Source organism: Microbispora sp. NPDC046973, assembly GCF_040644495.1.
Classification (GTDB): Bacteria; Actinomycetota; Actinomycetes; order Streptosporangiales; family Streptosporangiaceae; genus Microbispora.
On record NZ_JBEYWQ010000001.1, the window covers coordinates 781,296 to 798,863 of the forward strand.

A 17,568-nucleotide genomic window follows, 5' to 3' on the forward strand; every position below is an offset into this window, starting at 1 on the left:
TCGCGGACCGGGCGCGGACTCAGCCGCCCTGGTCGCCCGCGGGCAGCGGCGGGCTCTCCTCGTCGATGGGTCCCTCGGGTGCGATGCCGGTGGAGTCCTCCATGGTGGAACGGCCGTGCGGACGGTCGGTCTCGCCCTTCACACCCAGATGGTCACGGCCGGGCTCCTGCTTCTGCTTGGCGAGCTCCTCGCCGCCCCTGGTGAGCGACTCGCCCGCGGTCACACCCGACTCCTCCTCGGCGGACGGCTTCCGCCCGGGCCCCGGCTCGCCCGCGGCCTCCGGCCGGAACGCCAGGTCGCCCGCCCGCTTGGTCTCCTCGCTGCCGCCTCCGACATCCGGGGAGTAGCCGTGCTCGGTCTCGCTCATGATGAAGTCACCTCCCGGTCAGCAGATCCGCGGCAGCGGGTCGCCGACCAGCACGTCGATGATCCGGGTGCCGCCGAAGGCGGTCTTCAGCAGCACCAGGCCCGGGGGATCGTCCCGGACGCGGCCGACGACCGCGGCGCCCGCGCCGAGCGGATGGCTCCGCAGCGCGGCGAGCGCGGACTCGGCCGCGTCCCCGTCCACCACCGCGACCATCCGGCCCTCGCAGGCCACGTAGAGCGGGTCGATGCCGAGCAGCTCACAGGCTCCGCGTACGGCCGGCCGTACGGGCACCGCGTCCTCCTCGACCACGACGGCGACACCGGAGGCGCGGGCGATCTCGTTCAGCACCGTCGCGACGCCGCCCCGGGTGGCGTCCCGCAGGCACCGCACTCCCCGGCCGGCGGCGGCCTGGAGCGCGCCGGTCAGACCGTTGAGCGGGGCGGTGTCCGACGTCACGTCGGCCTCGATGTCCAGCTCGCCCCGGGCCAGCATGATCGTGACCCCGTGCTCGCCGACCGGGCCGGACACGAGGACGGCGTCGCCGGGCCGGGCGTGTGCGACGCCGAGGCGCGCGTCCCCCTCCAGCAGTCCCACGCCGGCCGTGGTGACGTAGCAGCCGTCGGCCTTGCCGCGCTGCACCACCTTGGTGTCCCCGGTCACGATCGACACCTCCGCCGCCTCGGCGGCCCGCGCCATCGAGGCGCTGATGCGCCGCAGGTCCTCGACCGGGAAGCCCTCCTCGAGGACGAAACCGGCCGACAGGTACAGCGGCCGGGCCCCGCACACCGACAGGTCGTTCACGGTCCCGTTGACGGCGAGGTCGCCGATGTCGCCGCCGGGGAAGAACAGCGGGGAGACCACGTAGGAGTCGGTGGTGAACGCGAGCCGCGCGCCGCCCGCGCAGAACACCGCGCCGTCCTCGAGCGGCTCGAGCAGCGGGTTGCGGAACGCGTCGAGGAAGACCGCCTCGATCAGGGTCTGGGTCGCCTTTCCGCCGGCGCCGTGGGCCATCGTGATGTGCTCCTCGCGCACGCGGGCCTTGCGGTGCCTGGCCCGGTCGATGCGTTCGAGGACCTGCTCCTCACGGCTGGTCACCTCGTGGCCTCCCTCACCCGCTGCCGGGAGAAGCGGCCGAAGTTGTAGTAGGCCGCGCAGGCGCCCTCGGACGACACCATGCAGGTGCCGATCGGCGTCTCCGGCGTGCAGGCCGTGCCGAAGACCTTGCACTCCCACGGCTTGAGCACGCCCTTGAGCACCTCGCCGCACTGGCAGGCCTTGGGGTCGGCCACCCGGTTGCCGGGGATGTCGAACAGCCGCTCCGCGTCGTACGCCGCGTACTTCTCGCGCATGCGCAGCGCCGAGTGGGAGATGAAGCCGAGGCCGCGCCACTCGAAGTAGGGCCGCAGCTCCATCACCTCGCCGAGGGCCCGCAGGGCACGGACGTTGCCCGCCCACGGCACGACCCGGGCGTACTGGTTCTCGACCTCCGACCGCCCCTCGGCGAGCTGGAGCAACAGCATGTAGACCGACTGGAGGATGTCCAGCGGCTCGAAGCCCGCCACGACCAGCGGCTTGCCGTAGTCGCGGGCGATGAACTCGTACGGCCGGCAGCCAATGATCGTGGAGACGTGGCCGGGCCCGATGAAGCCGTCGAGACGCAGGTCGGGCGAGTCCAGGATGGCCTTGATCGCGGGAATGATCGTCACGTGGTTGCAGAAGACCGAGAAGTTCCGCACGCCGTCGGCCGCCGCCCGCAGCACGGTCATGGCGGTCGACGGCGCGGTGGTCTCGAACCCGATGGCCATGAAGACCACCTGGCGCTCCGGTTCGCGCCGGGCGATCTTCAGGGCGTCCAGCGGTGAGTAGACCATGCGGATGTCGGCGCCCTGGGCCGTGGAGTCGAAGAACGACCCGCGCCCGCCCGGCACCCGCATCATGTCCCCGAACGACGTCATGATCACGTCCGGCCGTTCGGCGATGTGGATCGCGTCGTCCACGCGGCCCATCGGGATCACGCAGACCGGGCATCCCGGTCCGTGCACCAGCGTGATCGTCTCGGGCAGGTAGTCCTCCAGCCCGTGCTTGTAGATGGTGTGGGTGTGGCCGCCGCACACCTCCATGAACTTGTAGGCCCGGCCCGGCTCGCACAGGCTCGCGATCCTGGAGGACAGCGCCCGCGCCTTGTCCGCGTCGCGGTACTCGTCGACGAAACGCACCGCTGCTCACCTCTCTATCGACGAGTCGCGCAGCGCCGCCAGCTCGTCCTCGTACGCCTGGCCGATGCCCTCCAGGAACTCCAGCGCGGCCCTGGCCTCGGCCTCGTCGATCTTCGACAGCGCGAAGCCGACGTGGATCAGGACCCAGTCGCCGGGTCGCAGGGGCTGGCCGTCGAGCAGGCCGATGTTGACGGCCCGCCGGACCCCGCTCACGTCGACCCTGGCGAGGTCAGTCTGGTCGGGCGGAATCTCCACGATCTCGCCCGGAATGCCCAGGCACATAGGACGCCTCCGCAGTGATGTCGGGGTCGAGCTGGATGGATTCGAGGACGAGGCTGTCCCCGCCCTCGGTGTCGACGTCGATCCCGCCGCACAGGCCGCAGATCGTGAGCGGGTCGGCGCACATCGCGGAGTGCCCGCAGCCCCGGCAGATGAGCCGTACGGGCTCGATGACCAGGTCGAGCGTCGCGCCCTCGGCGACGGTGCCGGCGGAGGCCAGGCAGAAGGCCTGGTCGAGGGCCTGCGGAGCGATGCGCAGCAACGCGCCCGCCCGCACTCTGGCCCGGCGCACCCGCCTGCCGTCGGCCCGGCGCTCGACGGCGTCGACCACGGCCTCGGCGATCCCGAACTCGTGCATCGGGGTCACATCCTTCTGATCCGCAAATAACGTCGGATGTCGGGCAGTGACTGGACGACCAGCACGGCCACCCCGGCCGCGCCGGCCAGGAGCAGCACGGTGATCACAGGTCTGCGCATCGCCCCGCCTCCTTTGCGATCAGTTCGAGCACCAGGGCGGCCGCTTCGGGGACCGCCGTCGCGACCGGCGGGCTCAGGTCCATCCCCGGGGTCACGTCGGCGGGCTCGCAGCCGACCAGCAGGACTCTGTCTCCCCGCGGCAGATCGAGGCCGGAGGCCAGCGTGAGCACCGCGTCGGGGGTCATCGCGTGCGCGTCCACGAAACATCCACCGGGGGCCGGCGTCGGGGACTCCGGCGCCGGTTCGACGACGGACAGCGTTCCGGGGGCCAGTCCCGCCGGGATCGCGTCCACGAGGATCGTGAGGTCGTATCCCGAGGTCAGCTCATAGGCGAGGTGGATGCCCCGGATGCCGAAGTCGCCGACCTCCACCCCGTCGGGCACCCCGCTGGCGGCCAGGCGCCGGGCCACCGCCACGCCGAAGCCGTCGTCGCCGAGGAAGACGTTGCCCACGCCGGCCACCAGGGTCCTCATGCGGGTTCCACCTCGTCCGGCGCGAAGTAGAGGAACCGTCCCTGCTCGCGCTGCAGGTCGGAGCCCGGGTCGTCCTCCAGCGTGACGGCCAGGTGGCGCACCCCGTCCACGTCGAGGAACACCGCCTCGACCACGGCGGTCCGCCCGGCCAGGAACATGTCGTGCGCGTCGGCGCGGCGGTGGCCGGGCCGCAGCCGCACCCGGCTGCCCTTGGCGATCCGCACCCCGGCCACGGTCACGGCGTCGTCCTCCGGCGTCGTCCTGGCGGGGACCTCCAGGTGGCGGATGGCGCCGTGGAGGCGTTCGAGCAGTTCCGGCGGCAGGTCGGCGGCCCGTTCGAGGATCTCGGCGGCGCGCGGGTCGGTGACCCGGGCCTCCCGCTTCTCCTCCTCGGTCAGGGTCAGCGTGCGCAGGGTGAGCAGTTCGTCGATCTCGGTCGAGTCGAACAGGTCGCCGGGGCTCTCCGGGGCGATGGCCGGGTGGTCGTACAGGATGATCGGCGAGGACAGCACGACGTCGCGGCGGCCGGGCTCGCCCACCAGGACCGGCCAGGTGTTCTCGTTGCGGCACTGCCGCGCCGCCCCTTCGGCCCACATCGGCGGGTCGAGCAGCGAGACGAAGGCCCCTCCGCTCACCCCGATCAGCAGGTGGGCGGCGACCAGCGAGCGGCGCAGGGCCTCCTCGCGCGGCGCGTCCGCCCGCTCCCAGCGGGCCGTGTTCTCCACCTCGACCCGCAGGCGGACCAGCCCGTACGGCCCGGGCAGCGGTTCGGCGGAGATCCGCATCTCCGCGTCGAGCGGCTGGTGCTCGCAGACGATCCGGCCGGTCCGCTCGCCGCCGGGGCCGTCGATGGGCTGGATGACGCGGTCGCCGGGCACCCGGACCTCGATCGTGCGCCGCCTGGCCGTCACATGCGGCAGGGACAGCGTGGTCCTGGCCTCCCGCTCGGTGGCCTCGTCGAAGCTGAGGTAGTCACGACCGTCGACGGTCAGCTTCGGCACGGGCCAGTAGCCGTCGTCCTCCTCCCGCTCGACCGTCCTGCTCCTGACGTGCAGGAACCGCAGGCGCAGGTCGAGCGTGGCGTCCTCGCCCGGGGCCTCGAGCAGGCACTCGGTCACGCTGCCCGACGGCTCCCCGGGGTAGTCCGGCGGCACGAGCACGCCGAACTGCCAGCGCATGCGGTTCTTGGCGGCCGAGGCGCGGTAGGGGTAGAGCAGGTAGCCCTCGTACAGCACGGCGTCCGCGACGCGGCGGGCCGCCTCCATCGGCGCGGTCACCGCGTTCCCTCCTTCAGGCCCGCCTCTTCGAAGAGCAGCTCGATCGCCTCGTCGACGGTCGCGAGCACGCGTTCGGACTTGAAGCGGAGGACCTCGCGCACGGTGTCGCGGCGCAGCCGCAGCCACCCGGAACCCGGGAAGGCGGTGTCGATCGTCTCGCGCCACACGGCGACCGGCAGGCGGTGGCGGGTCTCGCAGTGCCAAGGGACCTGCCGCATGCTCACGCCACCGCCGCAGCGGGCCAGCACGGTCCCGCTGAACAGCAGCAGCAGCGGGATCTCGCCGTCGTCCAGCGAAGCGAAGTATCGGCCCGCGGCCACCTCCAGGTCGTAGCCGCACGGCACGGTCAGGTCGATCTCCGTGCTCGCGGTGAAGGCGGGCACCATCGCCTGCGCCATGGCGAACTGCACCGGCCGCAGCGTGTCGCCCCACCGGGCCGGCTCGCCGAACAGGTCCGCCAGCAGCGCCGCCTCCTGCGGCCCGTACGACCTGCGGCGCGGCTCGATCCTGATCTGGCAGCGCAGCGCGATGGCGTGGACGCCCTCGGGGGAGGAGTCGGTGACGCGCAGGCGGAAGACGAGCGTGGGCGAGGCCGCGTACGGCTCTGGCCGGGCGTCCAGGCAGTCGAAGCGGAGATCACCGTCCAAGTTCAGCCCCTTTCAACGATGCGTGACGATGCGGGCCCGCCGGCGCAGGGCGGCGAAGAAGCCGTCGATGGCCTCCCACGCCTCCCGCCCGCCGCCGAAGCCCTTCCAGTGCAGCCGTACGAGGCCGACGAGCCGGTAACAGGCGTCGATCGGCACGAGATGGCAGGAGAACGACCCGTCGGGAGCCCGGTCCACCAGCAGGGCCTCGACGTCGGGCTCGGCGTCCGCCAGCGCCGGGTTGTCCGCGAGCACCCGCTCCCAGGTCGCGAGCGGGAGCAGCGACTCGGTCGCCCCGGCCGGGCTGGGATAGAAGGCCACGGTCCGGCCGAGCGAGGAGTTGTGGAAGAAGAACGCCGTACGCACCGGGATGCCCAGGTCGTCCCAGTCCGCGGGGGAGACCTGGAAGGACGGCGCGTAGAGGAAGCGGTCGGGCACCGCGCGATACCGCCCCTGACCCGGCCGGACGAACAGCAGGCGGCAGCCTCGGCAGGCGCACATCAGCGCCCGGGTCTCCAGGTCGACGACATGCCCGTGCTCCCCTTCCAGGAGCTCGGCGCACATCTCGCACCGCTCCGCCGGCGCGGCCAGGGCCGGTTCGCGGAAGCGGCGCAGGCCGGTGCTCACGACGGGCGCCTGCCGATCTGCAGGAGGGTCACGGCATCCCTGACCGGGCTCTCGACGTCCACCCGCGCCACCTCGGGGGCCACCCGGGCGATGGCGCGCTCGATCGACTGGGTGACGGTGGTCCGCGACGAGGGGCAGCCGCAGGCCCCCTTCAGGCGCAGCCGCACGACGCCGCCCTCCACGCCCAGCAGCTCGGCCCCGTGACCATAGGGGTGGCCGTCGAGCGCGGCCCGCACCCGCTCCGCGGTGGTCAGCGGGTGCAGGTCGTGCAGCACGAGCAGGCCCGAGACCAGCGGGTCCTCCACCAGGCCGCGCAGCGTGCCGGCCGCCCCGGCCTCGGTGACGATCGCCATGACGCGTTCGAGGCCCGCGCCGTACAGGCCGACGATCTCCCGCACGAGTTCCTCCGCCGTGGCACGGGTCTGCGCGCCTGCCAGCGCACCGAGCAACCGCTCGATCCGCTCGCCCGACACCGCCACGTCGTACGTCATGGCGTCCCCGTGAACGCGTGCGGGCTGTGCACCACGCGCAGCTGGCGGCCCCGGCCGAGGTACATGTGGACGCCGCAGGGCAGGCACGGGTCGAAGCTGCGGACCGTGCGCATGATGTCGATGCCCTTGAAGCTCTCCGGCGGGTTCTCCTCGAAGATCGGCGTGTTCTGCACCGCGTCCTCGTAGGGCCCCGGCGTGCCGTTGAAGTCGCGGACGCTGGCGTTCCAGGGCGTCGGCGGGTACGGGTGATAGTTGGCGATCTTCCCGTCCCTGATCACCATGTGGTGCGACAGGACACCCCGCACCGCCTCGGTGAAACCGCAGGAGATCGCCTCGTCGGGCACCGTGAACGGCGACCACGTCTGGGTGTGCCCCTGGCGGACCTCGCCCAGCGCCTGCTCCGCGAAGTGCAGCGCGCACGCGGCGGCGTACGCCTGGAAGTAGGTCCTGGCCCGGTTGCGCTCGATGGCGTTGGACAGCAACTCCCCGTTGCGCCGGGGGATACGCCACTCGAACGTCTTTTCCGGCCGGGTCGCCGTCCTCGGCAGGTTGATCTCCACGCTGTGGCCGGTCGACCTGACGTAGCCGATGTCCACCAGGCCCGACAGGGCGGTGACCCACAGGCGGGCGAGCGGCCCGCCGCCGGTGTCGAGCGCGAGCAGGTTCTGCCCGTCGAACCAGCGCGGCGACATCACCCAGCTGTACTTGTCGGTGAAGTCCCGCTTCTGCGGATGCGGGATCGTGTGCTGGTTCCACGGATGGCGGATGTCCACCGGGTTGCCCAGCGGGTCCTCGGTGACGAACGGCTCCCTGTCGGTCCAGTCGTCGTAGTAGGAGCTGCCCAGCAGGATGCGGATGCCGAGGTTGATGTCCACCAGGTCGTTGGTGACGAGCTGCCCGTCCACCACGATGCCCGGGCTGACGAACATCTTCCGGCCCCAGTCGTTCATAGTGCGGTAGTCGAAGTCGCAGTGCTCGGGGTCCTGGAAGCTCCCCCAGCAGCCGAGCATCACCCGCCGCCGGCCCACCTGCTCGTAGCCGGGCATCGCGTCGTAGACGAAGTCGAACAGGTCGTCGTGCATGGGGACGACCCGCTTCATGAACTCGACGTACCGCATCAGCCGGGTCAGGTAGTCGGTGAACACCTGCACGGTCGCCACCGTCCCCACCCCGCCGGGGTAGAGCGTGGAGGGGTGCACGTGCCTGCCCTCCATCAGGCAGAACATCTCCCGGGTGGTGCGGCTCATCGCCAGCGCCTCGCGGTAGAACTCGCCCTCCAGGGGGTTCAGCGAGCGCATGATGTCGGCGATCGTGCGATAGCCGTGGTCGGCCGCGTGCGGGGCCTCGGTGTGCTCGGCCTGCGCCAGCACGCCCGGGTTGGTCTCGCGGACCATCTTCTCGCAGTAGTCGACCCCGACCAGGTTCTCCTGGAAGATGTTGTGGTCGAACATGTACTCGGCCGCCTCGCCGAGATTGATGATCCACTCACCGACGTGCGGCGGGCGCACGCCGTACGCCATGTTCTGGGCGTAGACCGAGCAGGTGGCGTGGTTGTCGCCGCAGATCCCGCAGATACGGCTGGTGATGAAGTGGGCGTCGCGCGGGTCCTTGCCCTTCATGAAGATGCTGTAGCCCCGGAACACCGACGAGGTGCTGTAACACTCGGCGACCTCGCGGTTGGCGAAGTCGACCTTCGCGTAGATGCCGAGGCTCCCGACGATCCTGGTGATCGGGTCCCAGGCCATCTCGACCAGTTCGCGTTCCTTCTCCGTGGGGAGCGGCCGCTCCCGGTCGTGTTGCAGCGTCATCGCTAACTCCAGGGCGCCTTGTAACCGGTGAGCAGTTCGCGGCCCTTCTTGTGCCACTTCGGCTCTTTGTTGACCGTCCTGAACGTGATGCTCCGCAGCGCCCGGATCACCGTGCCGTACGCCTCGCTCGCGGTCGAGGAGACGCGGGCGCCGGGCGGCTCGTCCATGAACGGCATGAACTTGTCCGGGAAGCCGGGCATCGTGCACGCGATGCAGATGCCGCCCACGTTGGGGCAGCCGCCGATGCCGTTGATCCAGCCGCGCTTGGGCACGTTGCACTTCACGACCGGCCCCCAGCAGCCGATCTTCACCAGGCACTTCGGCGAGCCGTACTCGGCGGCGAACTGGCCCTGCTCGTAGTAGCCCGCCCGGTCGCAGCCCTCGTGCACGGTCATGCCGAACAGCCACGTGGGGCGCAGCATGTGGTCCAGCGGGATCATCGGCGCCTGCCCGGCGAGCTGGTAGAGCAGGTAGAGGATCGTCTCCGACAGGTTGTCGGGGTGGATCGGGCAGCCGGGCACGTTGACGATGGGCAGCCCGGCCTTCGACCGCCAGTCCCAGCCCAGGTAGTCGGCCACGCCCATCGCCCCGGTCGGGTTGCCCGCCATCGCGTGGATGCCGCCGTACGTCGCGCAGGTGCCGGCGGCGAGCACGGCGGTCGCCTTGGGCGCGAGACGGTCGAGCCACTCGCTCGTGGTCATCGGCTGGCCGGTGTCGGGGTTGTTGCCGAACCCGCACCAGTAGCCCTCGCGCTTGATCGACTCGTTGGGGATCGATCCCTCGATGACCAGCACGAACGGGTCGAGCTCGCCACGGTCGGCCTTGAAGTACCACTCGATGAAGGTGTCGGCGCCCTGCATCGGGCCGCACTCGAAGTCGATCAGCGGCCAGTGGACCGCGACCTTGGGCAGGCCGGGCAGCGCGCCGAGCACGATCTCCTCGATGCTCGGCTGGGTCGCGGCCGTGAGCGCGACCGAGTCGCCGTCGCAGCTCAGCCCCGCGTTTATCCACAGGATGTGGACGACCGGCTCGTGCTGTCCGTCTGGCTGTCCGTCAGGCGCCGCCATCGCTGTCACCAGCTTCCGATCGGATCAGCGCTTGCTGGGTCAGCTCCCAGAGCGCGTGGTAGACGGTCGTCTGGGCCTCCTGGATCCGGTGGACCGAGGCCGAGGGCACCACGAACAGGTGGTCGATGGTGCCGAGCTCGGCCATCTGGCCGCCGCCGTAACCGGCCAGCCCGACCGTGAGCATGCCGCGCCGGTCGGCCTCCTCGAACGCGGCGATGAGGTTGCGCGAGTTTCCGCTGGTGGAAAGGCCCAGTGCGATGTCTCCCGCGAAGGCGGACGCGGCGAGCTGCCGGGCGAAGACCACCTCGAAGCCGATGTCGTTCGCCAGCGCCGTCACGACCGCGATGTCGGCCGTGAGGGCGAACGCGGGCAGTGGCCGGGCCGTGCCGCCGTTCATGGGGCCGCCGTTCATGGGGCCGGGGTTCATGAAGAGCGTGGCCACGTCCTGGGCGTCGGTCGAGCTGCCCCCGTTGCCGAAGGCGAACAGCCGGGCCCCCGCCGCGAACGCCTCCGCCATCGCCTCGGCGCAGGCGGCGATCCGCTCTCCGTCGCGCTCCAGCACCGTCCGGCGCAGGGTGACGATCTCGTCGACCTTCTCCACGGTCGAATGGCGTACGGAGGTCATCACCGCGTCGAGGTCCGTGGACCCCGAGTAGAGGAAGGGATACAACGCCTCGATGTCGTTCACTGCCTCACCTCCCGCACGACCGCGATGGCCTCCTTGGCGTGGACCAGGATGGTGTCGCCGGGCTCGGTCTCCACCAGGGCGACGCTGACCACCTCCCGGCCGCGGCCGGTGTCGACGAGGGCGAGGTCCGCCTCAAGGAGCCGTACGACGGTCACCGGGACCGCCTCGTCGGAGCAGGTGACGCAGGTCTCGTCGTGGCAGTTCATGGGATGACCCGTGGATCCAGCACGCCGGGCTGCTCGAAGAAGACGTGCACCAGCTCCCAGAGGATGTGGTAGGTGGTGACGTGCACCTCCTTGACCACGCGGGGATCGGCGGAGCGGGCGATCAGGACGTGGTCGACGGCCGGGCTGCGCCCGATGGGGCCGCCGTCGTCGCCGCCGGTCAGCGCCAGCGTGAGCAGGCCGAGCCGGTGCGCCGTCTCCAGGCCCCTGAGCACGTTCACGCAGCCGCCGTCGGAAGAGATGCCCAGCGCGATGTCGCGCGGCGCGGCGAGACGGCGAAGCTGGTGTGCGAAGACCTCCTCCAGGCCCGCCGTCGCGGCCACCCCCGTGATCGTGGCCACGTCGCTCGTGAGCGAGAACGACGGCAGCGCCCGCTTGCCCACGATCACCGGGTGGACGAACTCCACCGAGATGTGCTGGGCGTCGGTCGCGGCCTCTCCGTTGCCGAAGACGATGAGCCTGCCGCCGCCGTGGAAGCGCGTCGCCATCGCGTGACAGGCCCTGGCCACCACGTCGGCCTCGTCGGCAAGGCCGAGCGCCGGCCCCACACGACGAGCGAACACCTCCGGAACACGTGCAAGGACCGCCTGGTCCATCGCGGACCACTTCCCCCGGATCGCGTCTTCCCTCAGGAAAGCCCCTGGTTAACGACCGTACGCCGCGCTGTGACGGGGGGAATCAATAGATGTCGGTGATTTCGTAAAGACCACTACAGTCCGGGCACGCCGACGGCCCCGGTCGTGCCGGGGCCATCGGCGGACAGGACCTACCCGACGCTTCTGCGGCGGTACAGCGCCACCGCGGCCACGACGCCGACGGCGGCGAGGGCCACCTGGATGATCAGTTCGATCCAGTCGATCCCGGGAGTGGTGGCGACCCCCAGGCCCCGGGCGATCGCCGAGCCGATGAGAGCGGCGATGATACCGATGACAATGGTCATCCAGATGGGAATGGCCTGGCGCCCGGGCACGACCAGCCGGCCGAGAGCGCCGATGATGAGTCCGATGATTATGGCGGAGATGATGCCGCTGACGGCCATGCTGCCACCCTCCTTGTGTTCGGCTGCCTGCCTTCTGCCCCGGCAAAACCGGACAAAACGCGACAAAACCGGAGAATCAGGAGCCTGCGATGCGGTTCTCCCATGCCCAGGCCGCGACCTCGACCCGGTTGCGCAGGCCGAGCTTGGCCTGGATGCCGGCCACGTGACTCTTGACCGTGCTCAGCGAGATGAACAGCTCGGCCGCGATCTCCTGGTTCGTACGACCCCGGGCGACGGCCCGGACGACCTCGAGCTCCCGGTTGGAGAGCGGATGGTCCGCGCGGCCGGAGCCCGGCAGGTGAGCCGTCAGGTGGCGCAGCAGCCGCAGGGTGACCGACGGGGAGACCAGGGCGTCTCCCTGGTGGGCGGCCCGCACGGCCTCGACGAGCAGGGCGGGGCCGCAGTCCTTCAGCACGAAGCCGGTCGCGCCCGCCCGCAGCGCGCCGTAGACGTACTCGTCCAGGTCGAACGTGGTGACCACGACCACCCGCAGCGGGTCGGGGACGCCAGGCCCGGCCAGGGCGCGGGTGACCTCGATGCCGTCGAGCCGGGGCATGCGCACGTCCACCAGGCACACGTCGGGCCGCAGCCGCCGGGCCGCCTCCACGGCCTCGGCGCCGTCGGCCGCCTCGGCGACCACCTCGATGTCGGGCTGGTCCTCCAGGATCAGCCGCAGGCCGCCGCGGACCATCGCCTGGTCGTCGGCCACCAGCACCGTGATCGTCATCGGCGTGCCCGCTCCGGCAGCGCCTGTGACCGGGGCACGGGCAGGGTGGCGAGCACCGACCAGCCCGACCCGGGACGCGGCCCGGCGCGCAGCGTGCCGCCGAGGGCCTCGACCCGCTCGCGCATCCCGATCAGGCCGTACCCGCCGCGCTGATGGTGCCGCGATGGACTCCGGGGCGAGTCGTCGGCGATCTCGACGGCGAGCGTCTCGCGGTCCCGCTCCACGCTGACCGTCACCGCGCGGGCGTGCGGGGCGTGGCGCGAGATGTTGGTCAACGACTCCTGCACGACCCGATAGACCGTGCCGGCCACCTCGGGCGGCCACGTCGCCGTCTCCTCCTCGCCCGGCAGCCGCAGGCGCACCGCACGGCCGCCGGCCTCGAATCGCCCGACCAGCTCGCCGAGCCCGGCAGGGGTGGTCGCCGGCCCCGCGGGGTCGTCCGGGTCGCGCAGCAGGCCGACGACGCGGCGCATCGCGGCCAGCGCGTCGGAGCCGGCGGCCTCGATCTCGGCCAGGGCGTCGCCCGCCTTCTCGGGGTTCTTCCGCGCCACCAGGCGGGCGGCCTGGGCCTGCACCACGATGCCGGTGACGTGGTGGGCGACGACGTCGTGCAGCTCGCGGGCGAGCCCCAGCCGTTCCGCGCGGCGCACCCTGTCGGCGACGGCCCGCCTGCGGGCGTCGAGCAGCCGCGGGCACAGCCCTGCCACGACGGCGACGGCCCAGGCCAGGACGTTCATCAGGGTGACCGAGGGCACTCCGGCGGCGAAGGTGTGCGCCGTCAGCAGGCTGCCGGCGGCCACGGCCAGCCCACCGGCCGCCACGCCGCAGGCCGTGAGGACCTGCGACGCCCTGACCGCGGTGGCGACCAGCACCGCCAGGCCGAGGGCCATCCCGGGACCGGGCTCGCTGGGCAGATCGGCGAACCTGGCGGCCAGGACGGCGGTCGCGGCGACGGCCAGACCGGCCGCGGCCGCCCGTGCCGGGTCGAACCGGCGCGCCAGAGCGATCACGCACACCACCGCCCCGGCGGCGCAGTCGAACCGCCAGTAGCCGCCGCCCCAGCTGTCGGCGATCCGGGAAGCCCAGAAAGCCAGCACCGCGGCGAAAACGGCGCCGAGTCCGATGTCGGCCGCCCATCCCCCTACACGCACAGCAGCGAGGCTACGAGATCGGCCGCCCGGACAGAATCGGTCAAAAGTACTGTTGTCGCTGTGCCGGTCACCCGCGCGGCGGCGCGGTGCTCTCCCGCACGACGAGGGTGGTCGCGAGCTCGACCCGGTGCTGTTCGAGCCGCTCGCCGTCGGCCAGGGCCAGGACCATCCGCGCGGCGGCGGCCCCCATCTGCACGAGCGGCTGCCGTACGGTCGTCATGGGCGGCCCGGCCCACTGGGTGAACGACAGGTCGTCGAACCCGACGACGCTCAGGTCCTCGGGGATGCGCAGCCCGGCCCGCCTGGCGGCCTCGTACACGCCGAGAGCCTGCAGGTCGTTGGCGGTGAAGACGGCGGTCGGGGGATCGGGCAGGCGCAGCAGTTCGGCCCCGTCACGCAGGCCGCCCTCCACGTACAGCGTGCTGATCCGCACGAGCTCGGGGTCCACGGGCACGCCCGCCGCGTCCATCGCCGCGCGGTAGCCGTCGAGCCGCGCCCGGCAGCACGGCCACTGCGTCGGACCGCTCAGCATCGCGATGCGGCGGTGACCGAGGTCGAGCAGATGGCGGGTCGCGGCCATCCCGCCGGTCCAGTTGGTCGCGCCGACCGACGGAGTCTCGTGCAGCGGCTCGCCGGTCGGGTCGAGCACGACCAGGGGGATGGAGCGGGTGGCGAGCTGCGACTGCTGCTGCACCGTGAGCTCGGAGAAGACCGCCACGACGCCGGTGGGGCGGCGGGCGAGCACCTGCTCGGTCCACGCCCTGCCCGGGGTGAGCCGACCCTGCATCTCGGTCAGCACCACGGCCAGCTCATGCTCCCTGGCGACCTGCTCGACGCCCTGGATGATCTCCAGCGCCCACAGGCTCTCCAGGGCGTGGAAGACGAGCTCGATGATCGCCGCGGGCTCGCTGTCGCGGCGCCGGTATCCGTGCTCCCGCAGCACCGCCTCCACCCGCTGCCGGGTGGCCAGGGCGACTCCCGCATGCCCGTTGAGCACCCGCGACACGGTCGGCGCGGACACGCCCGCCAGATGGGCGATCTCGGCCACGGTCAGCCTATGACGCGGAAGCTCCCCGTCGAGGGCCCGGTCGGTCGAGGTCACGGCGACAGTCTATGGGCCTTCGCTCTCCTCCGGCTGGATCAGGCCGGCCGCGAGCAGTAGTTCGTGGGCGAGCCGGGCGGCGTGCTCGGGCCGGGCCCGCCCGGCCTCCTCCAGCGGCCCGCCCTCCAGGCCGCCCGCCAGCACTCGGACGGCCTCGGCGAGCGCGCCCACGTGCCGTTCCGTCGCGTCGAGCCTGGCTTTCAGCTCGTCGATCTCTCCTGGATGGGACATGCTCCAAGTCTTTCCCCAGGTCCTTCGGCCCTACCGCGGACGGCGGCGGAGGCTGACGGTGAAAGACAGGGGTGAAAGGCAGGGGTGACCGCCGTGTTCGTCGATCGTCGTGACGCGGGCCTGCGCCTGGGCGAGCGGTTGCGCGGACTCCCGGGCATGGAGGACGCGGTCGTCCTCGGGCTGCCGCGCGGGGGCGTGCCGGTGGCGTTCCAGGTGGCCAGGGCCCTCGGCGCCCCACTGGACGTGATCGTCGTACGCAAGCTGGGCGTGCCGTACCAGCCGGAGCTGGGCTTCGGCGCCATCGGCGAGGGCGGGGTGCGGGTGGTGAACCCCGACGTCGTACGGCTCGCCAACATCACCCGCGACGAGATGGCCGAGGTGGAGCGGCGCGAGCGGGCCGAGCTGGAGCGTCGCGCCCGCCGCTTCCGGGCCGGCCGCGAGCCGGTGGACCTGGCCGGCCGCACGGTGATCGTGGTGGACGACGGGATCGCGACGGGCGGGACGGCCCGCGCCGCCTGCCAGGTGGCCCGCGCGCACGGGGCCTCCCGGGTGGTGCTCGCGGTGCCGGTGGGCGCCCCCGAGACGATCGCGAGCCTGCGCAGGGACGCCGACGAGGTCGTCTGCCTCGACACGCCCGGCCACTTCTACGCGATCGGCGCGTGGTACGACGACTTCACCCAGACGAGCGACGAGGACGTGGTCGAGTGTCTGCGGCTCGCGGCAGAATAGGGACCATCGGCCCTGGCAGAGGGCGCGGCCGGGTGCGCAGCGTGGGATGGAGTGACTGTTAGCGGAGGAGGACGTCATGTCCACCACCCACCATGTGCACAGCCTTGACCACACGATGCAGACGACCAACCGGTGGCTGGCCGCTCTGGCGGGGGCCATCGGCACCGAGGACCGGGAGTTCGCCCACCGCGTGCTGCGGACCTGGCTGCACGCCGTGCGCGACGGCCTCCCGGTGCCCGCCGCGGCGCACCTCGCCGCGCAACTGCCCGACCTGCTGCGCGGGATCTACTACAACGGCTGGGACCCCGCGGCGGTGCCGATCCGCCGGGACCGCGAGGAGTTCGCCGCCCACTTCGCCGCCACCGGCCGCATCGCCAACGCCGACGTGCCCAAGCTCGCCAAGGCGGTGACCGCGGTGATGTACGAGGAGCTGACGCCGGGGGTGGTCGACCACGCGCTCGGTCAGCTCCCGCGAGAGGTACGCGAGCTGCTCGGCGGTCAGGGGCTCTCCGGCAACCGCTCCCAGTAGCGTTCGACACGGACCTCGGGCCCGGGGAAGAAGCACAGCGTCTCCCGCTCCTCGTCGAGCCATCGCACGAGGTAGGGGGGCGAGCCGTCGGTGTGGTAGAGCGCCACCACGATCCCGATGCGGCCTGCCCTGCCCCGATGGATGCTCTCGACGATCAGGCGGTCGCCGACCGACGCCTTCATGGTCATCGCCTTCATGCTCCTCACGACCCGACCGGAGTCGCGACCTCGGTCGTGATGGGTGTCCAGCGATGCGCCAGGCGCTCGGCGAGGGAGGTCATGGTGGTGTACTCCAGCTCCTCGAGCGGCAGCCGGTGCGGCTCGAACGGGCCGTGACGGCGCAGGTAGTCCATGACCTCGTTCGCCTGCCGCCGGGCTCCGTCGAACGCCGGATCGTCGAACATGTCACGCGGGCCGATCAGCCTGCCGTCCTTGATCTGGAAGCCGAGCGCGATCACCCGCGGCGGCCCGTCGAACCGCGACGGGTGCGCCTGTCCGGTGGCCACCGGCATGAACGGCGCGTGGTGCGAGCCACGCATGCATCCGGCCACCGAGTAGGCGAAGGTGAACGGCTCCAGCGCCTCGCCCACGGCCGGCAGCCCCGACTGGCAGCGCACGATCATGACGGGATCGTCCTTGCCGACGTACTTCCCGGCGATCAGCGACAGGCGCTGGGTGCTGGTCACCGCCGCGGTCGTGCCCAGGGTCCTGGAGCGGACGCTGTGGATCACGTAGCGTGCCGGGGCGCCGATGTACATCAGCATGTCGTACAGGTCCGCGGGGCAGTCGAAGACGACGCGCCGGTCCTCGTACAGGTCGTACACCTCGAACGCGAACCCGGCGTGCATCTTCTCGTCGATCACCAGCCCGGCGGTGTTGGACGGGTCGGCGAACATCTTGTACAAGGGGAGGTTCCACGCGCCCGGCTCGGTCTTGTCCGCCAGGAAGCACAGCACCGGCTCCGACGGCCGCTCCTCGAACTCCAGCTCCGCGTAGCCCGGGCCCATGCCGCGCAGGTTGCCGGAGAAGGCGTCCGACAGCAGGTCCTGGCCGGCGCCGTACAGGCCGAGTTCCTTGGCGAGGTGGGTGGTCGCCTGGAAGGTGTCCCAGGCGAAGGAGTGGATCAGCCCCGCCTCCTGGCCGTAGGTGTGGGTCATGATGAGCGAGATGTCGTCGCCGCAGCTTTCCACGTGGCCGTCGATGAGGAGGCCGGAGGACTTGGCCCGCTCGATCTCGCGCCTCGCCTCGGCCATCAGCCGGGGATGGACGGCGGAGTGGCCCACGAATCCCCCTGTGTCGGCTTTGATGATGCTCAGCGTGACCATGGGGACCACCTCCATCTCCACGTTTATTCGGACTTGGGTGGATAAATAGGGCATTAGGTCACAAGCGGGGCGGACTTCCGTACGAGGGGGAGAGCCGG

24 protein-coding genes are annotated in these 17,568 nt (G+C 71.7%); 2 read left to right on the forward strand and 22 right to left on the reverse strand.

Annotated elements, in window-relative coordinates; all coding sequences use genetic code 11:
* Positions 1-19: 19 nt before the first annotated feature.
* From ABZ860_RS03830 to ABZ860_RS03925, 20 genes are all read right to left on the reverse strand, one after another.
* A complete protein-coding gene (locus tag ABZ860_RS03830) occupies positions 20-367 on the reverse strand; it encodes a hypothetical protein (protein ID WP_357214577.1) in 348 nt (115 codons plus the stop codon).
* 18 nt (positions 368-385) lie between these two features.
* Positions 386-1,462 carry a hydrogenase expression/formation protein HypE gene (hypE, locus tag ABZ860_RS03835; protein ID WP_357214580.1) on the reverse strand — a complete coding sequence of 359 codons (1,077 nt, stop codon included), beginning with the start codon at positions 1,460-1,462 and terminating at the stop codon, positions 386-388.
* Complete coding sequence (gene hypD / locus ABZ860_RS03840) at positions 1,459-2,583, reverse strand: hydrogenase formation protein HypD (protein ID WP_357214582.1); 1,125 nt, start codon at positions 2,581-2,583, stop codon at positions 1,459-1,461. Before hypD ends, hypE begins: the two co-directional genes overlap by 4 nt.
* Positions 2,584-2,589: 6 nt before the next feature.
* Complete coding sequence (locus tag ABZ860_RS03845; RefSeq protein ID WP_352241253.1) at positions 2,590-2,838, reverse strand: HypC/HybG/HupF family hydrogenase formation chaperone; 249 nt, start codon at positions 2,836-2,838, stop codon at positions 2,590-2,592.
* Positions 2,813-3,220, reverse strand: coding sequence for a hydrogenase maturation nickel metallochaperone HypA (locus ABZ860_RS03850; protein WP_357214585.1), 408 nt, complete (start codon positions 3,218-3,220; stop codon positions 2,813-2,815). The genes ABZ860_RS03845 and ABZ860_RS03850 overlap by 26 nt, the downstream gene beginning before the upstream one ends.
* A gap of 103 nt (positions 3,221-3,323) precedes the next feature.
* Positions 3,324-3,812 carry a hydrogenase maturation protease gene (locus ABZ860_RS03855; protein ID WP_357214588.1) on the reverse strand — a complete coding sequence of 163 codons (489 nt, stop codon included), beginning with the start codon at positions 3,810-3,812 and terminating at the stop codon, positions 3,324-3,326.
* Positions 3,809-5,089: a hypothetical protein gene (locus ABZ860_RS03860; protein ID WP_357214591.1), complete on the reverse strand. Its 1,281-nt coding sequence runs from the start codon at positions 5,087-5,089 to the stop codon at positions 3,809-3,811. The genes ABZ860_RS03855 and ABZ860_RS03860 overlap by 4 nt, the downstream gene beginning before the upstream one ends.
* Positions 5,086-5,736 carry a DUF6084 family protein gene (locus tag ABZ860_RS03865; protein ID WP_357214593.1) on the reverse strand — a complete coding sequence of 217 codons (651 nt, stop codon included), beginning with the start codon at positions 5,734-5,736 and terminating at the stop codon, positions 5,086-5,088. Before ABZ860_RS03865 ends, ABZ860_RS03860 begins: the two co-directional genes overlap by 4 nt.
* A gap of 12 nt (positions 5,737-5,748) precedes the next feature.
* Positions 5,749-6,360, reverse strand: coding sequence for a DUF5947 family protein (locus tag ABZ860_RS03870; RefSeq protein WP_357214596.1), 612 nt, complete (start codon positions 6,358-6,360; stop codon positions 5,749-5,751).
* Positions 6,357-6,851, reverse strand: coding sequence for a NifU family protein (locus ABZ860_RS03875; RefSeq protein ID WP_357214598.1), 495 nt, complete (start codon positions 6,849-6,851; stop codon positions 6,357-6,359). Before ABZ860_RS03875 ends, ABZ860_RS03870 begins: the two co-directional genes overlap by 4 nt.
* Entirely contained in the window at positions 6,848-8,659 is a 1,812-nt protein-coding gene (locus ABZ860_RS03880) for a nickel-dependent hydrogenase large subunit (RefSeq protein WP_357214600.1), read from the reverse strand. Before ABZ860_RS03880 ends, ABZ860_RS03875 begins: the two co-directional genes overlap by 4 nt.
* A gap of 2 nt (positions 8,660-8,661) precedes the next feature.
* Positions 8,662-9,726 (reverse strand): hydrogenase expression protein HypE, encoded by a 1,065-nt coding sequence (locus ABZ860_RS03885; RefSeq protein WP_357214602.1) that lies wholly within the window; start codon positions 9,724-9,726, stop codon positions 8,662-8,664.
* On the reverse strand, positions 9,713-10,414 hold the full coding sequence (locus ABZ860_RS03890) for an SIS domain-containing protein (RefSeq protein WP_357214605.1): 702 nt from the start codon (positions 10,412-10,414) through the stop codon (positions 9,713-9,715). Before ABZ860_RS03890 ends, ABZ860_RS03885 begins: the two co-directional genes overlap by 14 nt.
* The gene (locus ABZ860_RS03895) at positions 10,411-10,620 is read right to left on the reverse strand and encodes a HypC/HybG/HupF family hydrogenase formation chaperone (RefSeq protein WP_357214607.1); all 210 of its coding nucleotides are present in this window, start codon (positions 10,618-10,620) and stop codon (positions 10,411-10,413) included. Before ABZ860_RS03895 ends, ABZ860_RS03890 begins: the two co-directional genes overlap by 4 nt.
* Positions 10,617-11,201, reverse strand: coding sequence for an SIS domain-containing protein (locus ABZ860_RS03900; RefSeq protein ID WP_357214609.1), 585 nt, complete (start codon positions 11,199-11,201; stop codon positions 10,617-10,619). The genes ABZ860_RS03895 and ABZ860_RS03900 overlap by 4 nt, the downstream gene beginning before the upstream one ends.
* 203 nt (positions 11,202-11,404) lie before the next feature.
* On the reverse strand, positions 11,405-11,677 hold the full coding sequence (locus ABZ860_RS03905) for a GlsB/YeaQ/YmgE family stress response membrane protein (protein WP_357214611.1): 273 nt from the start codon (positions 11,675-11,677) through the stop codon (positions 11,405-11,407).
* A gap of 76 nt (positions 11,678-11,753) precedes the next feature.
* Positions 11,754-12,404, reverse strand: a complete 651-nt coding sequence (locus ABZ860_RS03910) for a response regulator transcription factor (protein WP_357214612.1) — start codon at positions 12,402-12,404, stop codon at positions 11,754-11,756.
* On the reverse strand, positions 12,401-13,555 hold the full coding sequence (locus tag ABZ860_RS03915) for a histidine kinase (RefSeq protein ID WP_357214615.1): 1,155 nt from the start codon (positions 13,553-13,555) through the stop codon (positions 12,401-12,403). The genes ABZ860_RS03910 and ABZ860_RS03915 overlap by 4 nt, the downstream gene beginning before the upstream one ends.
* A gap of 67 nt (positions 13,556-13,622) precedes the next feature.
* Positions 13,623-14,657, reverse strand: coding sequence for a LacI family DNA-binding transcriptional regulator (locus ABZ860_RS03920; protein WP_357214618.1), 1,035 nt, complete (start codon positions 14,655-14,657; stop codon positions 13,623-13,625).
* 9 nt (positions 14,658-14,666) lie between these two features.
* Positions 14,667-14,888, reverse strand: a complete 222-nt coding sequence (locus ABZ860_RS03925; RefSeq protein ID WP_357214621.1) for a hypothetical protein — start codon at positions 14,886-14,888, stop codon at positions 14,667-14,669.
* Positions 14,889-14,981: 93 nt separating this feature from the next.
* On the opposite strand from ABZ860_RS03925, the gene ABZ860_RS03930 reads away from it, so the two are divergent.
* The gene (locus ABZ860_RS03930) at positions 14,982-15,617 is read left to right on the forward strand and encodes a phosphoribosyltransferase (protein WP_357214623.1); all 636 of its coding nucleotides are present in this window, start codon (positions 14,982-14,984) and stop codon (positions 15,615-15,617) included.
* Positions 15,618-15,693: 76 nt separating this feature from the next.
* Positions 15,694-16,146, forward strand: coding sequence for a DUF2267 domain-containing protein (locus ABZ860_RS03935; RefSeq protein WP_357214625.1), 453 nt, complete (start codon positions 15,694-15,696; stop codon positions 16,144-16,146).
* On the opposite strand, the gene ABZ860_RS03940 is transcribed toward ABZ860_RS03935, so the two are convergent.
* Positions 16,116-16,334, reverse strand: a complete 219-nt coding sequence (locus tag ABZ860_RS03940) for a DUF1918 domain-containing protein (protein WP_357214628.1) — start codon at positions 16,332-16,334, stop codon at positions 16,116-16,118. The genes ABZ860_RS03935 and ABZ860_RS03940 overlap by 31 nt on opposite strands.
* Before the next feature lie 14 nt (positions 16,335-16,348).
* Positions 16,349-17,470, reverse strand: coding sequence for a fructose-1,6-bisphosphate aldolase/phosphatase (gene fbp, locus ABZ860_RS03945; RefSeq protein ID WP_357214630.1), 1,122 nt, complete (start codon positions 17,468-17,470; stop codon positions 16,349-16,351).
* Positions 17,471-17,568: the final 98 nt, after the last annotated feature.

Excerpts from the sequence above, each read along its gene's own strand:
- ABZ860_RS03895 (WP_357214607.1), bottom strand. The coding sequence starts at position 10,620 with ATGAACTGCCACGACGAGACCTGCGTCACCTGCTCCGACGAGGCGGTC.
- ABZ860_RS03925 (WP_357214621.1), bottom strand. The coding sequence starts at position 14,888 with ATGTCCCATCCAGGAGAGATCGACGAGCTGAAAGCCAGGCTCGACGCG.
- fbp (WP_357214630.1), bottom strand. The coding sequence starts at position 17,470 with ATGGTCACGCTGAGCATCATCAAAGCCGACACAGGGGGATTCGTGGGC.
- ABZ860_RS03875 (WP_357214598.1), bottom strand. The coding sequence starts at position 6,851 with ATGACGTACGACGTGGCGGTGTCGGGCGAGCGGATCGAGCGGTTGCTC.
- ABZ860_RS03905 (WP_357214611.1), bottom strand. The coding sequence starts at position 11,677 with ATGGCCGTCAGCGGCATCATCTCCGCCATAATCATCGGACTCATCATC.
- ABZ860_RS03885 (WP_357214602.1), bottom strand. The coding sequence starts at position 9,726 with ATGGCGGCGCCTGACGGACAGCCAGACGGACAGCACGAGCCGGTCGTC.
- ABZ860_RS03910 (WP_357214612.1), bottom strand. The coding sequence starts at position 12,404 with ATGACGATCACGGTGCTGGTGGCCGACGACCAGGCGATGGTCCGCGGC.
- ABZ860_RS03830 (WP_357214577.1), bottom strand. The coding sequence starts at position 367 with ATGAGCGAGACCGAGCACGGCTACTCCCCGGATGTCGGAGGCGGCAGC.
- ABZ860_RS03855 (WP_357214588.1), bottom strand. The coding sequence starts at position 3,812 with ATGAGGACCCTGGTGGCCGGCGTGGGCAACGTCTTCCTCGGCGACGAC.
- ABZ860_RS03935 (WP_357214625.1), top strand. The coding sequence starts at position 15,694 with ATGTCCACCACCCACCATGTGCACAGCCTTGACCACACGATGCAGACG.
- ABZ860_RS03940 (WP_357214628.1), bottom strand. The coding sequence starts at position 16,334 with ATGACCATGAAGGCGTCGGTCGGCGACCGCCTGATCGTCGAGAGCATC.
- ABZ860_RS03850 (WP_357214585.1), bottom strand. The coding sequence starts at position 3,220 with ATGCACGAGTTCGGGATCGCCGAGGCCGTGGTCGACGCCGTCGAGCGC.
- ABZ860_RS03880 (WP_357214600.1), bottom strand. The coding sequence starts at position 8,659 with ATGACGCTGCAACACGACCGGGAGCGGCCGCTCCCCACGGAGAAGGAA.